At 66.5% G+C, this 17,927-nt stretch carries 19 protein-coding genes and 1 tRNA gene; 11 read left to right on the forward strand and 9 right to left on the reverse strand.

Annotation, left to right across the window (positions count from 1 at the left end; translation table 11 throughout):
• Positions 1-81: 81 nt before the first annotated feature.
• The 4 genes from yegS to H681_RS16335 all read right to left on the reverse strand — a co-directional run bounded on the left by yegS (position 82) and on the right by H681_RS16335 (position 5,852).
• Positions 82-990 (reverse strand): lipid kinase YegS, encoded by a 909-nt coding sequence (yegS, locus tag H681_RS16320; protein WP_015477983.1) that lies wholly within the window; start codon positions 988-990, stop codon positions 82-84.
• A gap of 80 nt (positions 991-1,070) precedes the next feature.
• Positions 1,071-2,630: an FGGY-family carbohydrate kinase gene (locus H681_RS16325; protein WP_015477984.1), complete on the reverse strand. Its 1,560-nt coding sequence runs from the start codon at positions 2,628-2,630 to the stop codon at positions 1,071-1,073.
• Between the two features lie 38 nt (positions 2,631-2,668).
• Positions 2,669-4,252 carry a glycerol-3-phosphate dehydrogenase/oxidase gene (locus H681_RS16330; RefSeq protein ID WP_015477985.1) on the reverse strand — a complete coding sequence of 528 codons (1,584 nt, stop codon included), beginning with the start codon at positions 4,250-4,252 and terminating at the stop codon, positions 2,669-2,671.
• 4 nt (positions 4,253-4,256) lie between these two features.
• A complete protein-coding gene (locus H681_RS16335; protein WP_015477986.1) occupies positions 4,257-5,852 on the reverse strand; it encodes an FAD-binding oxidoreductase in 1,596 nt (531 codons plus the stop codon).
• 274 nt (positions 5,853-6,126) lie between these two features.
• On the opposite strand from H681_RS16335, the gene gliR reads away from it, so the two are divergent.
• Complete coding sequence (gene gliR / locus H681_RS16340) at positions 6,127-7,155, forward strand: AraC family transcriptional regulator GliR (protein ID WP_015477987.1); 1,029 nt, start codon at positions 6,127-6,129, stop codon at positions 7,153-7,155.
• Positions 7,156-7,303: 148 nt separating this feature from the next.
• Here gliR and H681_RS16345 read toward each other — a convergent pair whose 3' ends face one another.
• The gene (locus H681_RS16345; RefSeq protein ID WP_015477988.1) at positions 7,304-8,518 is read right to left on the reverse strand and encodes a molybdopterin molybdotransferase MoeA; all 1,215 of its coding nucleotides are present in this window, start codon (positions 8,516-8,518) and stop codon (positions 7,304-7,306) included.
• Positions 8,515-9,054, reverse strand: a complete 540-nt coding sequence (moaB, locus tag H681_RS16350) for a molybdenum cofactor biosynthesis protein B (RefSeq protein ID WP_015477989.1) — start codon at positions 9,052-9,054, stop codon at positions 8,515-8,517. The genes H681_RS16345 and moaB overlap by 4 nt, the downstream gene beginning before the upstream one ends.
• A 70-nt stretch (positions 9,055-9,124) precedes the next feature.
• On the opposite strand from moaB, the gene mobA reads away from it, so the two are divergent.
• From mobA to H681_RS16365, 3 genes are all read left to right on the forward strand, one after another.
• A complete protein-coding gene (mobA, locus tag H681_RS16355) occupies positions 9,125-9,712 on the forward strand; it encodes a molybdenum cofactor guanylyltransferase MobA (RefSeq protein ID WP_041712084.1) in 588 nt (195 codons plus the stop codon).
• Between the two features lie 91 nt (positions 9,713-9,803).
• Positions 9,804-10,025, forward strand: coding sequence for a YgdI/YgdR family lipoprotein (locus H681_RS16360; protein WP_015477991.1), 222 nt, complete (start codon positions 9,804-9,806; stop codon positions 10,023-10,025).
• Between the two features lie 144 nt (positions 10,026-10,169).
• Positions 10,170-10,246, forward strand: a tRNA-Pro gene (locus H681_RS16365).
• Between the two features lie 166 nt (positions 10,247-10,412).
• Here the strand turns inward: H681_RS16365 and H681_RS16370 are convergent.
• On the reverse strand, positions 10,413-10,652 hold the full coding sequence (locus H681_RS16370) for a glutaredoxin family protein (protein WP_015477992.1): 240 nt from the start codon (positions 10,650-10,652) through the stop codon (positions 10,413-10,415).
• A gap of 15 nt (positions 10,653-10,667) precedes the next feature.
• Positions 10,668-11,225: a TetR/AcrR family transcriptional regulator gene (locus tag H681_RS16375; RefSeq protein WP_015477993.1), complete on the reverse strand. Its 558-nt coding sequence runs from the start codon at positions 11,223-11,225 to the stop codon at positions 10,668-10,670.
• A gap of 145 nt (positions 11,226-11,370) precedes the next feature.
• Here H681_RS16375 and H681_RS16380 point away from each other — a divergent pair, with 145 nt between their 5' ends.
• From H681_RS16380 to H681_RS16395, 4 genes are all read left to right on the forward strand, one after another.
• On the forward strand, positions 11,371-11,967 hold the full coding sequence (locus H681_RS16380; protein ID WP_015477994.1) for a glutathione S-transferase family protein: 597 nt from the start codon (positions 11,371-11,373) through the stop codon (positions 11,965-11,967).
• Between the two features lie 17 nt (positions 11,968-11,984).
• Complete coding sequence (locus H681_RS16385; RefSeq protein WP_015477995.1) at positions 11,985-12,899, forward strand: pyridoxamine 5'-phosphate oxidase family protein; 915 nt, start codon at positions 11,985-11,987, stop codon at positions 12,897-12,899.
• Between the two features lie 13 nt (positions 12,900-12,912).
• On the forward strand, positions 12,913-13,833 hold the full coding sequence (locus tag H681_RS16390; protein WP_015477996.1) for an MBL fold metallo-hydrolase: 921 nt from the start codon (positions 12,913-12,915) through the stop codon (positions 13,831-13,833).
• Positions 13,834-13,948: 115 nt separating this feature from the next.
• Positions 13,949-15,220, forward strand: coding sequence for an OprD family porin (locus tag H681_RS16395; protein ID WP_015477997.1), 1,272 nt, complete (start codon positions 13,949-13,951; stop codon positions 15,218-15,220).
• A 58-nt stretch (positions 15,221-15,278) separates the two neighbouring features.
• On the opposite strand, the gene H681_RS16400 is transcribed toward H681_RS16395, so the two are convergent.
• Positions 15,279-16,487 carry an ammonium transporter gene (locus H681_RS16400; RefSeq protein WP_041712086.1) on the reverse strand — a complete coding sequence of 403 codons (1,209 nt, stop codon included), beginning with the start codon at positions 16,485-16,487 and terminating at the stop codon, positions 15,279-15,281.
• A gap of 405 nt (positions 16,488-16,892) precedes the next feature.
• Here H681_RS16400 and H681_RS16405 point away from each other — a divergent pair, with 405 nt between their 5' ends.
• Genes H681_RS16405 through H681_RS16415 form a run of 3 tightly spaced genes read left to right on the forward strand, consistent with a single transcriptional unit; the run spans position 16,893 to position 17,914 of the window.
• The gene (locus tag H681_RS16405; protein ID WP_015477999.1) at positions 16,893-17,210 is read left to right on the forward strand and encodes a DUF883 family protein; all 318 of its coding nucleotides are present in this window, start codon (positions 16,893-16,895) and stop codon (positions 17,208-17,210) included.
• A gap of 3 nt (positions 17,211-17,213) precedes the next feature.
• Positions 17,214-17,597 (forward strand): phage holin family protein, encoded by a 384-nt coding sequence (locus tag H681_RS16410; RefSeq protein WP_041712088.1) that lies wholly within the window; start codon positions 17,214-17,216, stop codon positions 17,595-17,597.
• On the forward strand, positions 17,594-17,914 hold the full coding sequence (locus H681_RS16415) for a hypothetical protein (protein WP_015478001.1): 321 nt from the start codon (positions 17,594-17,596) through the stop codon (positions 17,912-17,914). Before H681_RS16410 ends, H681_RS16415 begins: the two co-directional genes overlap by 4 nt.
• Positions 17,915-17,927: the final 13 nt, after the last annotated feature.

Raw genomic sequence — 17,927 nt, forward strand, 5'->3', positions numbered from 1 at the left:
GAAGCTATCGGCCGATTACCCCAGCCCAGGATAATGGCGCAGAGCCATCATGCCTGACTCTCTCGCACGCCACCAGTCGCATCAGCGGGCCGGCAGCACCTTCGCCAGCAGTGGAGAATCCGTCGGCAGGTGCATGGACAACGCCGCCGGCCTCACCGCGAAGCGCAAGTGCCGGCCTTCCAGCGGCTCGCCATCGAGGTTCACGTCCAGACCTTCGGCCGCCTCCACCTCCAGCCAGGGCACGCGCGCACGGACGAACAGCTCCTGGCCGCCCAGCCCGCTGCCCAGCAGGGCGCCCAGGGCGTCGACCATGTCCTGCGGGGCGGGCAGGATGCTGACGTCCAGCAGCCCGTCATCCGCCCGAGCCTCCGGGCACAGCACATGCCCACCGCCCGCCTGCCGGCCGTTGCCGATGCCCAGGGCGAGAAACTCGCCTTCCCAGTGGAAGTCCGGCCCACGGAAGCGCCCACAGGCGGTATGCACTTCGGAGAAGCGCGTCAGCCCGGTGAGCAGGTAGGCCGCGCCGCCCAGCAGCTTCTTCAGGTCCTCGGGGGTGTTGGCGGTGACCTTCGAACCGAAGCCGCCGGTGGCCATGTTGAGGAACAGATGGCCGTCCATCTCGCCGATATCCACAGGACGCGGCGGCACCTCCAGCAGCGCCAGGGCAGATTCGGGCTCCAGCGGCACGCAGGCAGCACGGGCGAAGTCATTCGCGGTACCCAGCGGCAGGACCGCCAGACTGGCCTCGCCGCCGCACTGGGCCAGCGCTTCGGCCACCTCGCGCACGGTGCCGTCGCCGCCGCCCGCAATCAGGGTCGTGTACCCGGCGGCCAGCGCCTCCTCGACCAGGCGCCGGGCATCCCCGCCCTCCCAGGTCACCCGCACATCGAGTACGCGCCCCATCCGCCGCACGCTCTTCACCGCCTCGCGCACCGCGTCGTTGGCCGCCTGCTTGCCGTGCAGGATCAGCATCGTCCTGGGTTGCGTCATGGCCGGTTTCCTCCCGAATGATCCAATGACTATGGACCCAGGTTAACGGACGGTCATTGCGCCAACCTTAATCCGCCGGTTCAGGCCGGATAGCCGGTGATCTCGCGGATACTCTGGTACAGCGGCTTCAGTTGCCTGTACATGCGCTGGTAGACCTCGCTGTACAGCCGCTCGTAGGTGCGCTGTGCCTCCGGGCGCGGCTGGAAGACATCGCCGACGCGGGTCATCGCGGCGATGGCGCTGGCGAAGTCCGGGTACAGTTTCAGGCCCACCGCGCAGTCGATGGCCGCACCCAGTCCGGACGCCTCGTAGACGTGCGGGCGCTCCGCCGGCAGGCCGAAGATGTCGGCGGTGAGCTGCATCGCCGCGTCGCTCTGCGAGCCGCCGCCCGCCACGCGCAGCCGTTCGATGCGGGTGCCGGAGCGTTTCTCGATGCGCTCCTTGCCCTGGCGCAACGCGTAGGCCAGGCCCTCGAGGATGGCGCGATAGATGTGCGCGCGGGTGTGGACGTCGCCGAAGCCGATGATCGCTCCCTTGGCTTCCAGCCCCGGCTCGCGGATGCCGGGTGTCCAGTAAGGCTGCAGCATCAGCCCCATTGAGCCGGCGGGGACGCTGTTGACCAGTTCGTCGAACAATTTCTCCGGCTCGACGCCCAGCTCGGTGGCGCGCTGCATCTCGCGCAGGCCGAACTCGCGCTTGAACCAGCTGACCATCCAGAAGCCACGGTAGATCATCACTTCGGTGTTGAAGTGGTCGGGGATCGCCGCCGGGTACGGCGGAATCAGCGGGATGGTTTCCAGGTAGCGCGACCGCGTGGTGTTGATGGTCGCCGTGGTGCCGTAGGACAGGCAGGCAATCCGCGGATCGATGGCACCGGCGCCGAGCACTTCGCAGGCCTTGTCCGCGCCCGCCGCGATCAGCGGCAGGCCTTCGGGAATGCCGGTGTGGCGGCTGGCCTGAGCAGTGATCTCACCCAGGCGCTCGCCGGGCTTGAGCAGATCCGGCAGTTGCTCGCGACGCACCTCCAGCGCCTGCCACTTCCAGTCGCGCGGCGCGGCCCAGTGCAGGCGTTTGTAGTCGAACGGCAGGTAGGCCACGCTGGAGGCCACCGAGTCCACGTAGCGACCGCACAGGCGGTGGGTGAGGAAGCCCGAAAGCAGCAGCACCTTGTGGGTACGCTGGTGGATGTCCGGCTGCTGCTGGGCCACCCAGTTCACCTCGGCCTGGGTGCGGAAGTAGTCCACCGCCCCCTGCGCGCCCACCAGCTTGAACAGCCAGCCCCAGGGCCCCTTGATCGACTCGCCCAGTTCGGCGCGGCGCTGGTCCAGCCAGATGATCGCCGGTCGCAGCGCCTGCCCCGCCTCATCGACATGGATCACCGTGCCGCGCTGGGTGGTCAGCGACACGCCGCGGATGCGGCTGCGATCGACGTCGACGCTGGCCCACAGGCGCCGGCAGGCTTCGCCCAATTGCTCCCAGTAATACTCCGGATGCTGCTCGGCCCAGCCGGGGCTGTCGGAGAAATAGGCTTCCAGCTCCACCTTGCCCTTGCCGACCAGATTGCCGTCCAGGTCGAAAAGCAGCGCGCGTACGCTCTGGGTACCGTTGTCGATGGCCAGCAGGTAGTTCTGTTCGCTCAAGGTGCGGTCCTTCTTGTTCTGGGTGTGGGCGCGTTCGCTCAGTGCGCATCCGGCAGGCTATAGCTGCGCCGCCAGAGCGCCCGGTAATCCTGTTCTTCACGCTTCCAGCGGGCATCGCTCCAGCCCAGGCGGGGCTGGCACAACGCGCGGATCTTCGGCAGTTCGGCGGCGGCGCCGTCGGCCAGCAGCAGGCCGATGCGGGTACGGCGCAGCAGCAGGTCGTCCAGGTGCAGCACCAGTTCGCCCTCCGCCGCCCAGGCCAGTTCGGCCCAGAGGCAGTCGGTGTCGCCGATGCGCCCGACGCCCACGTCCTTCAGCAGACGTACGAGCTCCGGTAACGCACGCCCGTGACGGCCGCTCAGGCGACGCTGCTGGGTCGGAGTCAACCCCGTTGGGAGAGGGCTTTCGCAGGGGGCGAAGAGGTTGTCGCCCGCCGCCTCCAGCGACCTGTCCAGCATCGGCGCGCACGCCGCCAGCACCTCCAGCGCCAGCAGGCGGAAGGTGGTGAGCTTGCCGCCGGCCAGGGTCACGCAGCCGGGCTCGACCCACAGAGCGTGCTCGCGCTTCTCGTCGGAGGGCTTGAGCATCGGGGCGCCATCGCTGACCACCGGGCGTACGCCGGCCCAGGTGGCACGCACGTCGGCGGCGGTGATCCGCGCCGAGGGAAACTGCTGGGCGCAGGCGGCCAACAGGTAGTCCAGTTCCTCGCGGCTGATGGCCGCGTCGTCATCCAGGGTGTCGCGGTGATCCAGATCGGTGGTGCCGACCACAGTCGCGCCTTCCCAGGGGAAGACGAATACCGGACGCTTGTCCTGCCCGTGCATGAAGCTGAAGGCGTGGGCGACCGGCAGGCGCCAGGCCGGCAGCAGCAGGTGGCTGCCACGCAGCGGGCGAATGTGCTCGCCGCCCTGCCTGTGCCGCAGCACATCGGCCCAGGCGCCGGTGGCCAGCGCCACGGCGCGGCTGCGGAAGGTGAAGCGCTCGCCGCTCTCGCTGTCCTCGGCGACCAGCCCCTGAACACGGCCGTCGCGGCGATCCAGCGCGATCACCTTCAAGCCATTCAGCGCTTCGCCGCCCTCGGCCCGCGCCTCGCCGAGCACGCGCATCACCAGTCGCGCGTCGTCGGTCACCGCATCCTGGAAGCGGGTGCCGCCCAGCAGGTGCTCCTCCTTCAGGCCCGGCGCCAGGTAACGCAGCTCCTCCAGGCGATAGAACAGGTGATTGCGCCGCCCGGCCAGTGCGTCGTACAGCGACAGCAGCGTGCCGAACACACGCGGGCCGGGGAAGCCGCCCTGGTAGTGCGGCATGATGAAGCTCAGCGGATCGACCAGCCCCGGCGCCTCGCCGAGCAGGCGCTGGCGCTCGCGCACCGAGTCGCGAGTCAGGCCGAACTGGCCCTTGGCGATGTAGCGCAGGCCGCCGTGGACCATCTTCGACGAGCGGCTGGAGGTGCCCCAGGCGAAGTCGCGCTGCTCGACCAGCAGGCAGCGCCAACCACGTCGCGCGGCCTCGCGCAGGATGCCGGCGCCGCTGATGCCGCCGCCGACCACGATCAGATCCCAGTCGCGCGCCGCCAGCTCCGGCAACGCCGTGGCGCGCCAGGCCGCATTCCAGGCGGACATGCCGTCAGTCCTGCAACAAGGTGCCGGGGCTCAGGCGGCCGGACGGGTCGAAATGCCCGGCCAGCGCCTTGAGCGCCGCCATGCCCAGCGGGCCCTTCTCCACCGCCAGGTAGGGCGCGTGATCCTTGCCCACGCCGTGCTGGTGGCTGATGGTGCCGTGGTTGTTGGCGATCGTCTGGCTGGCGGCGTGCTTGAGCTTGCGCCAGCGCTCGTGTGTCTCGGCATAGCTGGCGGCCGGGCGGAACACGTAGGTGGTGTAGATGCTCGAGCCTTCGCCGTAGACGTGGGACAGATGGGTGAACACGTGCACCCGCTCGCCCTCGGCGGCCAGCCCGTCGCGCAGGCTGGCTTCGATGCGATTCAACAGGTTGTCGACGTTGGACCAGTCGGTTGCGGTTTCCAGGGTGTCGACCACGTAGCCGTTCTCCCACAGCGCCTCGCGCAGGTAGGGGAAGCGGAAGCGGTTCTGCGCCCACTTCTTGCCCAGCAGGGTACCGGTGAACACGCCGCCGAAGCCCTTGAGCAGGCGGCGCGCGGCGCGCAGCGAGGTGGCATTCTGCGCGCGGTCGCCGGTGACGCCGAAGGTCAGCATGCACTTGCCCTCTCCCGCGCCGCGCAGCTTCAGGTAACGCTCCAGCCAGGCGATCTGGCCCGGATGGCCCGCGAGTGCGAGCTGGGTCCGGGTCTCGATGGCATTGGACAGGCGCAGCATCGACAGCGGCACCCGCGCCTGCGCCAACGTGCGGATGCCTGCCAGCGCCTGCTCCCAGGACGGCAGGAACACCGCGTAGAAGCGTTCGTCCTCGGCGATGCGCGTGACGCGCACCTTCACCGAGGAGAGGATGCCGAAGCGGCCTTCGGAGCCCATCACCATCTCGCGCAGATCGGGCCCCGCCGAGGACGCCGGGAAGGTGGGTATTTCCAGAGTGCCGGCGAAGGTTTCCAGCGAGCCGCCGGCGAACAGTTGCTCGATGCGCCCATAGCGCAGCGACTGCTGGCCGCTGGAGCGGCTGGCAACCCAACCGCCGAGGGTGGACAGTTCCCAGGACTGCGGGAAGTGCCCCAGGGTGTAGCCACGGGCGCGCAGCTGGCTTTCCACCTGCGGACCGTTGGCGCCGGGGCCGAAGGTGGCGATCAGGCTCTGTTCGTCCAGTTCCAGCAGGCGGTTCATGTGCTCCAGGGAAACGGTGAGCACCGCCTTGTCCGACGCAGGCGGATTGATGTGGCCGGCTACCGAGGTGCCACCGCCGTAGGGGATCACCAGGCAATCCCAGAGCTCGGCGAACTTCAGCAGCTCGCGGATCTGCTCGGCGGTCTGCGGGTAGGCCACGCCATCGGGGAACACGCCGAAGTCGCCTTCGCGCATCGCCAGCCAGTCCGGCAGGCTCTGGCCACGGGCGTGCAGCAGGCGGTCGCGGGCATCGCGCACTACCAGTGGGTGCTCCGGCAGGCGCGAAGCCGGGACTTTCGCCAGCACCCCCTCCAGCGTGGCGTCCGGCAACGGCTGACCGCTGCCAACCAGCTCGGCGAGAAAACCGCGCCCGTTCTCGGGCAGTTCCACCACCGTCGTTTCCTCACCCCAGCCGTTCCAGCGTCGCATGCCCGCTCCTTTTAATTTGGGTCTGTACGAGAAGTCGTCGAGCGAAGGTCAGGCGAAGCAGGAGTCGGAGGGACGCGGAGTTAACGGCAGTTAATGAACCGTCCGAAGCGATTTCCAACGAAGCATCACCGATGCGCAGACACTTTTCGCACAGAACCTGGCTATTTCGATGCAATGTAATGGCTGCCTATACTAGCCAGCCGCCCTGCGCTGTCACTGTCGGATCAAGACAGGCACAGTTGCCGATCGAGACACCAGAACAAGAACGAACGCCATGCATTCCCTCGGCTACACCTCCGTCCCCGCCCTGCTGAAATACCTGCGCCACGCCGAGTCCCTCGGCATGGACCTGGACGCCGCCCTGCAAGCCGCGGGCCTTGAACGTTCGCAACTGAACGACAACAGCCAGCGCCTGCCCAGCGAGACCCACGAGCGTCTGTTGCAGTACCTTTGCGCGCACTCCGGCGACCCGCTGTTCGGGCTGCACTCGGCGCGCTTCGTCCAGCCCGGCTCCTGGAGCGTGCTCGGCTACATCACCATGAACTGCGCCAACCTGGGCGAAGCGATGGGCCGGATCATTCCCTACGAGAAACTGGTGGGCGACATGGGCACCAGCCAGCTGGAACCGGCCGGCGACCATGTGAAGCTAATCTGGAACTGCCGCCACGACGCGGCGCCGATCCGCCGGCACATGGTGGAGAACGTGCTGGCGTCCTGGCTGCTCTATGCGCGCTGGATCGCCGACACCCAGGGCTCGCCGCAGGCAGTCTGGTTCCAGCACGCGCAGCCCGAGGGCACGCAGATCGAGGAGTACGAGCAACTGTTCGGCTGCCCGGTGCGCTTCGATCAGCCCTGCAGCGCACTGCTGGTGCCCCTGCCGCTGCTGGCCTACCCGCTGCGCCAGGCCGACGCCAACCTGCTGCGCACCCTGGAAGAACACGCCCTGGCGCTGATGGCCGAACTGGACGACGACGAGCCGCTGCCGCTGCGCGTGAAAAACGCCCTGCGCCTGTTGCTGAAAGACGGCCTGCCGCGCAAGGAACGCGTCGCCGAGCGTTTCGAGATAACCGTGCGCACCCTGCAGCGTCACCTGCAGCAGGCCGGCACCAGCTACCAGCAGATTCTCGACGAGCTGCGCCAGGAGCTGGCCGAGCACTACCTGATGCACAGCGACCTGCCGATCCAGGACATCGCCCAGTACCTGGGCTTCACCGAGTCGCGCTCGTTCCACCGCAGCTTCAAGGGCTGGACCGGGCAGACGCCGGGCGAGTACCGCCAGCAGCAAAAGAAAACGCCGGTCTGAAACCGGCGTTTTTCATCGAGTTGCATGCCCGGCGTGGCGTCTTTGCAGGAGCGAGCTTGCTGGTGAACGGCTTCACAGCGAAGCACCGGTAGACGGATGTTCGCGAGCCAGCTCGCTCCTACGAAAAGCCGATCAGTTCGGGGATGTCTCAGTCGAGAAGCTCGCTGAACGGAATGAAGTTCAGCCAATCGCCCTCGGCCAGCGTCGTCCCCTCGCGCACCTCCGCCAGCCCTTCCGCCCAGGCCGCGCTACGCAGAACGCCGGAACTCTGGTTGGCGTAGGGCACCGCGCGACCATCCTCCAGGCGCGCGCGCAGGTACTCGCGGCGGTTGCCCGGCTTGGTCCAGCTGAAACCCGCCGGCACCTGCACGCGCAGCGGCTCGACCCTCTGCATGCCGAGGCGACGCATCAGGTAAGGCCGCGCCAGCAGCGCGAAGGTCACCAGGGTGGACGCGGGATTGCCCGGCAGGCCGATCACCGGCACCTGCTGGTAATGCCCGACGGTCAACGGCTTGCCCGGCTTGATCGCCAGCTTCCACAGTGCCAGCTCGCCCGCTTCGCGCAGGGCCGCGCCGAGGAAGTCCGCCTCGCCGACGGACACCCCGCCGGTGGAAAGGATCAGGTCCACGCTCGACAAGCCCGCCAGCGCGGCGCGCGTGCGCTCGAGATCGTCCGGCAGGATGCCGGCGTCCACCACTTCGCAACCGAAGCGTTGCAGCCAGGTGCGCAGCAGGTGGCGATTGCTGTTGTAGATCTGCCCCAGCGCCAGCGACTTGCCGGGTTCGACCAGTTCGTCGCCGGTGGACAGCAGCGCCACGCGCGGGCGGCGACGCACCTTCAGTTCGGCCTGGCCAAGGGAGGCCGCCAGGCCGATTTCGATGGGTCCCAGGCGCGCGCCCGCGGGCAGCACGCAGTCGCCCCTGCGGGTTTCCTGGCCTTGCGGGCGCACGTGCTGGCCGGCCCTGAGCGCTTCGAGGAAACGCACACGGCCATCGGCGAGCACTTCGACGTTTTCCTGCATCTCCACGCAATCGGCGCCCTCGGGTACCGGCGCGCCGGTGAAGATGCGCGCGCAGGTGCCCGGCAACAGCGGCTCGCCCGCCTGACCGGCGAAGATCTTCTGGCTCACCGGCAGCGCCTCGCCCTGCCAGTCGGCCAGGCGCAGCGCGTAGCCGTCCATAGCGCTGTTCGGCCACGGCGGCAGGTCCAGCCCGGCCAGCAGCGGCTCGGCCAGCACGCGGCCGTCCGCCTCGGCCAAGGTCACGGCATCGGTTTCCGCGATCGGGGACTGCTCGGCCAGGGTCAAAAGGCGCGCCAGGGCGTCCTCGACCGGCAGCAGACCGGGCTTGTCGCAGCAGCTCATCCGCGGCTCTCGCAGGGCGCCGCCTTCTTCAGGTGCGGCACGAAGTTGCAGGGGCGATGGCTGGCGTCCAACTGTTCGCCGAGAATGCCGTCCCAGGCGGTGCGGCAGGCATTGGTGGAGCCCGGCAGACAGAAGACCAGGGTGCCATTGGAGAGGCCGGCCAGCGCGCGGGACTGCACGGTGGAGGTGCCGATATCGGCCACGGAAATCTGCCGGAACAGCTCGCCGAAGCCGTCCACGACCTTGTCCAGCAGGCAGGTCACGGCTTCCGGGGTGCTGTCGCGGCCGGTGAAGCCGGTGCCGCCGGTGATCAGCACGACCTGCACGTCATCCTCGGCGATCCAGGTCGCCACCTGGGCGCGGATGCGATAGAGATCATCCTTGAGCAGGACGCGGGCGGCGAGGTTGTGTCCGGCGCCCTTCAGGCGGTCGACGAACAACTGGCCGGAGGTATCGGTTTCCAGGGTGCGGGTATCGCTGACAGTGAGGACAGCGATGTTCAGCGGGACGAATGGTTGCTCGGCCTTGTGGCTCATGATGAGGGCCCTTGCTTGTGAGGTTGGAATGCGCGGTGTTATATCACAGGCCCGCCCTGGAGACCCTGACATGCCACAAGCCCCGCTGCCGCCCTGTTCCGTGTTGATCCTCGCTGGAGGCCGTGGGCAACGGATGGGCGGGCGCGACAAGGGGCTGCTGCCCTGGAGAGGGCTGCCGCTGGTGAGCTATGCCGCCGCCCTCATCCGCCCGCTGAGCGATGACCTGATCATTTCCTGCAACCGCCACCCGGAGGAGTACGCGCCCTACGCGGACCGCCTGGTGCATGATGACAGCCCCGACTACCCCGGCCCTCTGGCCGGTATCCGTGCCGGCCTCGCCGTGGCGCGGCACCCCCACCTGCTGGTGCTGCCCTGCGATGCCCCGTTGCTCGACCGCGAACTGCTGGAGCGCCTGCTGCGGGCCTCGGCCGCCTCGCCGAACGACGTACAGATGCTGCGCTGTGGCGATCAGTGGGAACCGCTGTTCAGCGTGATCCCCGTCGCCTTGCGGGCGCAGATAGAAGACGCCTGGCAGCGCGGCGACCGTAGTCCGCGTCATGTCTTCTCGCACCTGGGCCTGCATGCCGTGGACTGCCTCGCAGGCGATCCGCGCCTGGCCAACCTCAATACGCCTGAATTGCTCTACGACGGTCGATAGCGACGTTCTCGAAAAGATTCTGGGAACTTTGCTGGGAAAATCTCTGTCCGAATCGTCGTACATTTCTGTTCGCTCATCAGGAGATTCACCCATGACCAACCGGATGCTTCCCGCCTTCCTGCTCGCCCTGGGCATTGGCGTGCTTGCAGGTTGTTCCACGCCTTCCGTCATCACGCTGAACGATGGCCGTGAGATTCAGTCCGTCGACAAGCCCCAGTACGACGAACAATCCGGCTTCTATGAGTTCGAGCAGTTGGATGGCAAAACCGCCCGTGTGAACAAGGATCAGGTGCGGACCGTCAAGGAGCTCTGAGCTTCCCGCCCATGAAAACGCCCCGCAGGCCCCAGCCGGTCTGCGGGGCGTTTGCTTTTGAGTGGGGGGAGAAAAAATTTCTGAAATTTTTTTCGCTAACCCCTTGTGCATCAAAAGTTTTTCGGTAGAATGCGCGCCATCAAACGGAGCGTAGCGCAGCTTGGTAGCGCGTCTCGTTCGGGACGAGAAGGTCGCTGGTTCGAATCCAGTCGCTCCGACCAATTCCCGAAAAACCCGCCTAACGGCGGGTTTTTTATTGCCTGCGATTTTCATGGGCGTATCAGTACTGCCCGGACTGGTGAACGGCAGCGCTCCCCATGCCGCCGAGCCCGGGAAATCTCATGAAACGCCTCACCGCGGTTGAATCGGCAGAAGGCCGCCCCGGCGCTAGCAGCGAAGGAAGCTGGCGACCTGCTCGGTATCGAAGGGCCAGTTGAGCTCCGCGCCGCTGTCGCAACGACGCAGCACGGGAATGTTCAGACCGTAGCGCTCGACCCACTCTTCGCGGTCGGCGATGTCCACCAATTCGACCAGCAGGCCGTGTTCGACGAAGGGCATCAGCACCGCTTCCGCCACTTCGCATAGATGACAACCCAGGGTGCCGAAGAGCTGGCATTCGGGGGGCATGTTCGACTCCATCGCTCAGACTCCAGCGTGTTGCAGCAGCACATCGGCCGCCGCGCGAGCTTCCAGGGCCTGGTTCGCCGGCCCCTGCATGTGCGCCATCACCAGCACGCCTTCCAACAGGTATTGCAACTGCCGCGCCAGCGTCTCCGGTTGTGCGACGCCCAGCCGCCCCAACTGGGCGATGTAGTAGCGCTCGATGAAGGCTTTGTGTTCGGCGGCCTGGCGGTGGATCGGGTGATCGCGATCATGGAACTCGCCGGCGGCATGGATGAAGGCGCAGCCGCAGAAATCCTCGGCGCCGAGGAAGTCCTGCAAAGCCTCGAAGGTCACCAGGATCGCCGCGCGAGGCTCCATGAGCCGCTCGGCGGCGTTCATGCGCTCGACCATCCGGGCGTGGCGCTCTTCCAGCGCCGCCATGATCAGCTCGTCCTTCGACTTGAAGTGCTTGTACAGGGTCATCTTCGCCACGCCCGACTCGGCGAGGATGCGGTCGATGCCGGTGGCGTGGTAGCCCTCGCGGTAGAACAGGTCCTGGGCGGTGCTGAGCAGCAGTTCGCGTTTGCTGGATGCCATGAAATTACCTCCTGACCCGACATTATGCGCGAGCCGCGAGCCCCTGGCGTGACCGACGGGCAATCTTTCCACTTGAACTATACAGACCTGTCTGTCTAATATCCATTTCGCAGTCCCCACAACGACTCACGCAAAGGATTCCGCCATGAAACTGCACGACGTCCCGCTCTCCGGTAACTGCTACAAGGTGCGCCTGTTCCTCGGACTGATCGGCCAGTCGGCCGAACTGGCTCCGGTCGATCTGCTCGGCGGTGCGCACAAGCGGCCGATCTTCCTGGCGATCAATCCGCGCGGCCAGGTACCGGCGCTGGAAGATGGCGAACTGCGCCTGGGCGACTCCCACGCCATCCTCGTCTACCTCGCCCGGCAGTACGCCGAGCCGCGCTGGAATCCCCAGGACGCCGTGACCCAGGGGCGCATCGCCCACTGGCTGAGCTTTTCCGCCAACGAGGTCCAGCATGGCCTGGCGACGGCGCGGGTGATCCTGCTGTTCAAGCGCCCCGGCGACCTGCCGGCCGCGCAGGCCAAGGGCCGCCATGCCCTGGAGCTGCTCGACGCCACCCTCGCCGAGCACCGCTGGCTGGCTCAAACCCAGGAGCCGAGCATCGCCGACATTGCCGTCTATCCCTACGTGGCGCTCGCGGAGGAAGGCGATCTGGAGCTTTCCGGCTATCCCTATGTACAGGACTGGCTCGCTCGCATCCGCGCCCTGCCCGGCTACGTACCGCAACCTCGGCTGTAAGCCCCCGGAGGTGTTCGATGGACACGCCCTTCCACCCCGGTGAACTGGCGATTCAGGAGCGGGCCGGCGTACGCGAGCAGGTTGCGGGGTTCGGCAGCCGCGCGATCCGCTGCTTCATGCCGGACCAGCACCGTGAGTTCTTCGCCTTGCTGCCGTGGCTGCTGGTCGGCAGTGTCGATCCCGATGGGCAGCCCCAGGCCTCTGTGCTCTGGGGTTCGCCCGGATTCGCCCACTCGCCGGAAGCGGAGCGTTTGCGCGTCGAGGCCCTGGCCGAGGCGGACGACCCGCTGCGCGCCAATCTGTACGACGGCGCCCTGCTGGGCCTGCTTGGACTCGAACTGCCGACGCGGCGGCGCAACCGCCTCAACGGCCGCGTGGAGTCCCTGGACGACGAGGGCTTCAGCCTGCGCGCGCTGCAATCCTTCGGCAATTGCCCGAAGTACATCCAGTCACGCCACTGGCACGCCCTGCCGCGCACGCCGGGCCCCAGCGTGAGTGGCGTCGGCCTCGACTCACGCTGGGTGGGACTGGCGACACGCAGCGATACCCTGTTCATCGCCAGCCGGTATGCCGGCGAGAATGGCGGCGTCGATATCTCTCACCGGGGAGGCCCGCCGGGCTTTCTCCGCCTCGGCGAAGACGGCCAGCTCTGGCTGCCGGACTACGCCGGCAACAACCTCTTCAACACCCTCGGCAACCTGGCGCTGGAGCCGCGTTGCGCCCTGCTGCTGATCGACTTCGACAGCGGCGACCTGCTGCACCTGCAAGCAACCGCGCGTATCCACTGGCCACGGGATGGCGCACCTGACTGGACGCCCGGCGCGCAACGCATGCTCAGCCTGCGCCCCGGCGCCTGGCGACTGCGGCGCGCACGCCTGCCACTGGGGTTCTCCGAACTGCAGTACTCGCCGTTCCTGCCGGCCGTCGACTAAAAAGGAATGTTCCATGCGCCTGTCTTCCCTGCTGCTTGCCGGGGCGTTCGCCCTCGCCTGCCTGAATGCTGCCGCCGACCTGCGCTTCGCGCTGGTCCGCACCTCCGGCGTCACCACCCTGGACGCCTTCACCGTCGCCGGCGGCGACCGGACCCGCCAGGTGCCGCTCAACCACACCGCCGTGCTGATCCAGCACCACGCCGCCACCCTGCTGTTCGATACCGGCCTGGGCAGCCAGGCGGACGCGCAGTTCAAGCAGGACATGCCCTGGTGGGACAAGCCGCTGTTCCGCTACGAGGGATTGAAACCGGTACGCGAGCAGTTGCAGAACAGCGGCATCCGCATCGACCGCATCCTGCTCTCCCACGCGCATTGGGACCATGCCTCCGGACTGTCGGACTTCCCCGAGGTACCGGTCTGGGCACCCTATGAGGAGATCAACTACGCGCATATCGCGCAGCCACCGGCGGTGTTCCCCAGCCAGTTCCGCCATCCGGTGAAGTGGGTGCCCTTCCAGTTCGAGCCGACGCCCATTCTGGGCTATGACGAGAGCCTCGACCTGTTCGGCGACGGCAGTCTGGTGCTGGTGCCGATGCGCGGCCACACGCCCGGCTCGGTGGGGCTGCTCATCACACTGGACGACGGCCGGCGCTTCTTCTTCAGCGGCGACACCACCTGGCGCCTGTCCGGCTTCAGCAGCCCGCGCGAGAAGTTCTGGCTCAGCCGCCGGCTGGTGGACAACGACCGCGAACGCACCCTCGACGAAGTGGCCCGCGTGCATCTGCTGATGCGCTCGCACCCGGAGCTGACCGTCATCCCCGCCCATGACGCCCAAGTGCAGGACCGTCTCGGCTACTACCCCCATTGGATCCAGGCCGAACCGCTGCGCACGCCGTCCGGCGCGTCAATAGCCAGCTTACTAATCAACGACTAAGGTCTAAGAGTCGTCAACATTCGGTAATGATTTAGTAGATAGGCTGTAACAGATCGACATGCCGCCCCCATCCGGCGTCACCGACCTGCCCCAAGCGCTCGAGGAGACAATAACAATGAGCAAGACCCCGATCGCCCGTGCCGTGGCCTTGGCCGCGCTGGGTTCCAGCGTTACCGTTCCGACCATTGCCCACGCTGACTTCATCAAGGACAGTAAAGCCAGCGTCGAACTACGCAACTTCTACTTCAACCGCGACTTCCGTCAGGACAGCCCGACTCCGGCGCAGAACAAGGCCGAAGAATGGGCGCAAGGCTTCATCCTCAAATACGAATCCGGCTTCACCGACGGCACCATTGGCGTTGGCGTCGATGCCCTGGGCACCCTCGGCCTGAAACTCGATTCGTCGCCTGACCGCAGCGGCACCGGCCTGCTGCAGCGCTCGCGCAGCGATGGCCGCGCCGAAGACAGTTATGGCGACCTTGGCGTCACCGCCAAGCTGCGCGCCTCCAAGACCACCCTGAAGGCCGGCACCCTGCTGCCGAAGATACCGGTGGTGCAGTACAACGACACCCGCCTGCTGCCGCAGACCTTCAGCGGCGCAGCGCTGAACTCGATGGAAATCGACGGCCTGACCGTCGACGCCGGCCGCCTGTACCAGGTGAACCAGCGCGACTCCTCCGACTACGAGGACATGACCATCACCGGTGGTGGCAAGCGCAACATCGTCCTGGGCGATACCACCAAGACCAACGAGTTCCTGTTCGGCGGCCTCAGCTACAAGTGGACCGACAACCTGAGCACCAGCTACCACTACGGCGGCCTCGACAACATCTACAAGCAGCACTACCTGGGCCTGGTCCATGTGCTGCCGATCGCCGACAAGCAGTCGCTGAAATCCGACATCCGCTGGGCCAAGTCCGATGACGACGGCGGCAGCAACATCGACAACAAGGCGCTCAACGCCATGTTCACCTACGCCCTGGGCTATCACGCCTTTGGCCTCGGCTACCAGAAGATGAGCGGCGACACCGGTTTCGCCTACATCAACGGTACCGACCCCTACCTGGTGAACTATGTTCAGATCGGCGATTTCGCCATGAAGGACGAGAAATCCTGGCAGGCGCGCTACGACTACAACTTCGCCGGCCTGGGCATTCCCGGCCTGACCTTCATGACCCGCTACGTGAACGGCGACAACATCGACCTGATCACCAGCGACGGCGAAGGCAAGGAATGGGAACGCGACACCGACATCGCCTATGTCTTCCAGGACGGCCCGCTGAAGAACCTCGGCCTGAAGTGGCGTAATGCGACCATGCGCACCAACTACACCAACGATTACGACGAGAACCGTCTGATCGTCAGCTACACCATGCCGCTCTGGTAACCCCGGAGGCGAAACGAAAAGGCCCGGCACATGCCGGGCCTTTTCCTTGCAGCGCCACCTACTCCTGGTTGATCGCACCAATCTTGTGGATCGACAGGTCCGCGCCGTAGTACTCCTGTTCCTGGGTCAGGCGAATACCCGTCAGTTGCTTGATCAGGCCATAGACCAGCAAACCGCCGGCGAACGCCAGCGTCACCCCGAGCAGTGTCCCGACGACCTGGCTGACCAGGCTCACGCCGCCGATGCCGCCCAGCACCGACTGGCCGAAAATGCCGCAGGCGATACCGCCCCAGGCACCGCACAGACCGTGCAGCGGCCAGACACCGAGCACATCGTCGATCTTCCAGCGCACCTGGGTCGCGGTGAAGGCCCAGACGAACAGCACCCCCGCGATCATGCCGGTAACCAGCGCACCGATCGGGTGCATCAGGTCGGAGCCCGCGCAGACCGCCACCAAGCCCGCCAGCGGACCGTTATGCAGGAACCCCGGGTCGTTGCGCCCCACCAGCAGCGCCGCCACGGTACCGCCGACCATCGCCAGCAGCGAGTTGACCGCCACCAGACCGCTGGCGCCGGCCAGGGCCTGCGCGCTCATCACGTTGAAGCCGAACCAGCCGACGATCAGCACCCAGGAGCCCGCCGCCAGGAACGGAATGCTCGATGGCGCAAAGGCCACCAGCCGGCCGTCACGGTAACGGCCATTACGCCGCCCCAGGAGCAGCACCGCCGCCAACGCCAGCCAGCCGCCGAAGGCGTGCACCACGACGGAGCCGGCGAAATCGTGGAAGGTAGCGCCGAACTCGGCCTTCAGCCAATCCTGGAAACCGAAGTTGGCATTCCATACCAGCCCTTCGAAGAACGGATAGAGGAAGGCCACGATCAACGCCGTGGCGCACAGTTGGGGACCGAACCGTGCGCGCTCGGCGATGCCGCCGGAGATGATCGCCGGAATCGCCGCGGCGAAGGTCAGCAGAAAGAAGAACTTCACCAGGGCATAACCGTTCTCCGCCGCCAGGCTTGCCGCCGGCTGCAGGAAGTTCACGCCATAGGCGATCCAGTAGCCGATGAAGAAATAGGCCAGGGTCGAGATGGCGAAGTCCGAGAGGATCTTCGACAACGCATTGACCTGGTTCTTCAGGCGCACCGTACCGACTTCGAGGAAGGCGAAACCGGCATGCATGGCCAGGACCATGACCGCGCCCATCAGGATGAACAACGTATTGGAACCGTGGACGAGGGTTTCCACGGCGCTATTGAGATTTTCCATCGCTACAGGCAGCCCCGAAGGTCAAGGGGAAAGCACCAAAACGGCCCGCGACCACCGCCCCTCGCACCACCTTGAAGCGGCGGCGCACCAAGCGGGGGCCAACTGCTGCCCCGGATTCGCCCGCGGGCGATTCGGAGAGCACGGCTGTTTTCTGTACTTCCTTTTGTTTTTCAGTGTGTTGAGCAGATCCCTCCGGCCTTTCATCGCTCCGGAAACGCCCCGCCACGGGGCATTCCGCTCTCCTTGCGCACCAGCGAAATGCAAGCCGCATACCACCCACCCGGAAAATCAGCGGCTAGGCTTTACCCCGTGTCGTCGGCATTGCCGGGCGCGCAACTTATGAGAAACTTCCCCGGCCCAGGGCGCTCGAAAATTAGGAACCTCAACCCGATCAAGGAGCATCACATGCCTCGCAAGACCGCAGTGAACGCCGCCAAGGAAGAACTCCTGGCTGAATTTCAGGCTCTCGTCAGCGACACCGAGAAACTCCTGCAGAGCTCCGCCGACCTGGCTGGCGCCGAAGCCGACCAGATGCGCGAACAGATCCACTCCAGCCTCAAGCGCGCCCGCGAAGCCATCTATTCCACCAAGGACACCCTGCGCGACCAGAGCAAAGCCGCCGCAGATGCCACCGAGGAATACGTCAACGAACACCCCTGGCAGGCCGTGGGCATCGCCGCGGGCGTTGGCTTCCTGCTCGGCCTGCTGGTGAGCCGGCGCTGATCCATGAGTGACGGAATGGACGCCGAAAAGCCCAGTTCCCCTTCCCTGCGGCGCCTGGGCGCCGCCTTCCTCGGACTGTTGCACGGGCACGTCGAACTGCTGGGCATCGAACTGCAGGAACAGAAGGCACGCACCCTGCAGATCCTGCTGTTGGCAGGCCTTGCGCTGGTGTTCGCGCTGCTCCTGCTGATCGGCCTGTCGACGCTGGTCCTGCTGGTGTTCTGGGACAGCTACCGACTGCAGGCGGCCATTGGCCTCTGCCTCTTCTATATCGCCGGCAGCGCCCTGTCCGCCTGGCGCCTTTATCAACTGCTCAGCGACGAGCGCTCGCCATTCAGTGCGACACTCGACGAGCTGGCCCGTGACCGGGAGCGCCTGCTGCCATGAGCGAACTGCCGGAATCCGCAAGTCACCTGTCACGGAGCGAATTGCGCAAGGCCATCGTGCGGCTGCGTCTGGAAATGCAGCGCCAGCACCTCAAACGCGAGAGCGATCTGCTGCTGCAGCCCCTGAAACAAGCCCGCAACCTGGGCCAGAGCCTGCGCGGCAGCACGCCGCTGTGGGCCGGCGCCGGCGGTGCGGCGGCATTGGCGCTGCTGCTCGGCAAGCGCCGCTGGATCCGCCTGCTGCGCATCGGCATTGCCCTTGCCCCGCTGTTGCTGCAACTGCGCAAACCGCGCAGCGAGGCGCCACCGCCGCCTTGAGTGGCCACATTCT

This window comes from Pseudomonas sp. ATCC 13867 (assembly GCF_000349845.1).
In the GTDB taxonomy this organism is placed as follows: Bacteria; Pseudomonadota; Gammaproteobacteria; order Pseudomonadales; family Pseudomonadaceae; genus Pseudomonas.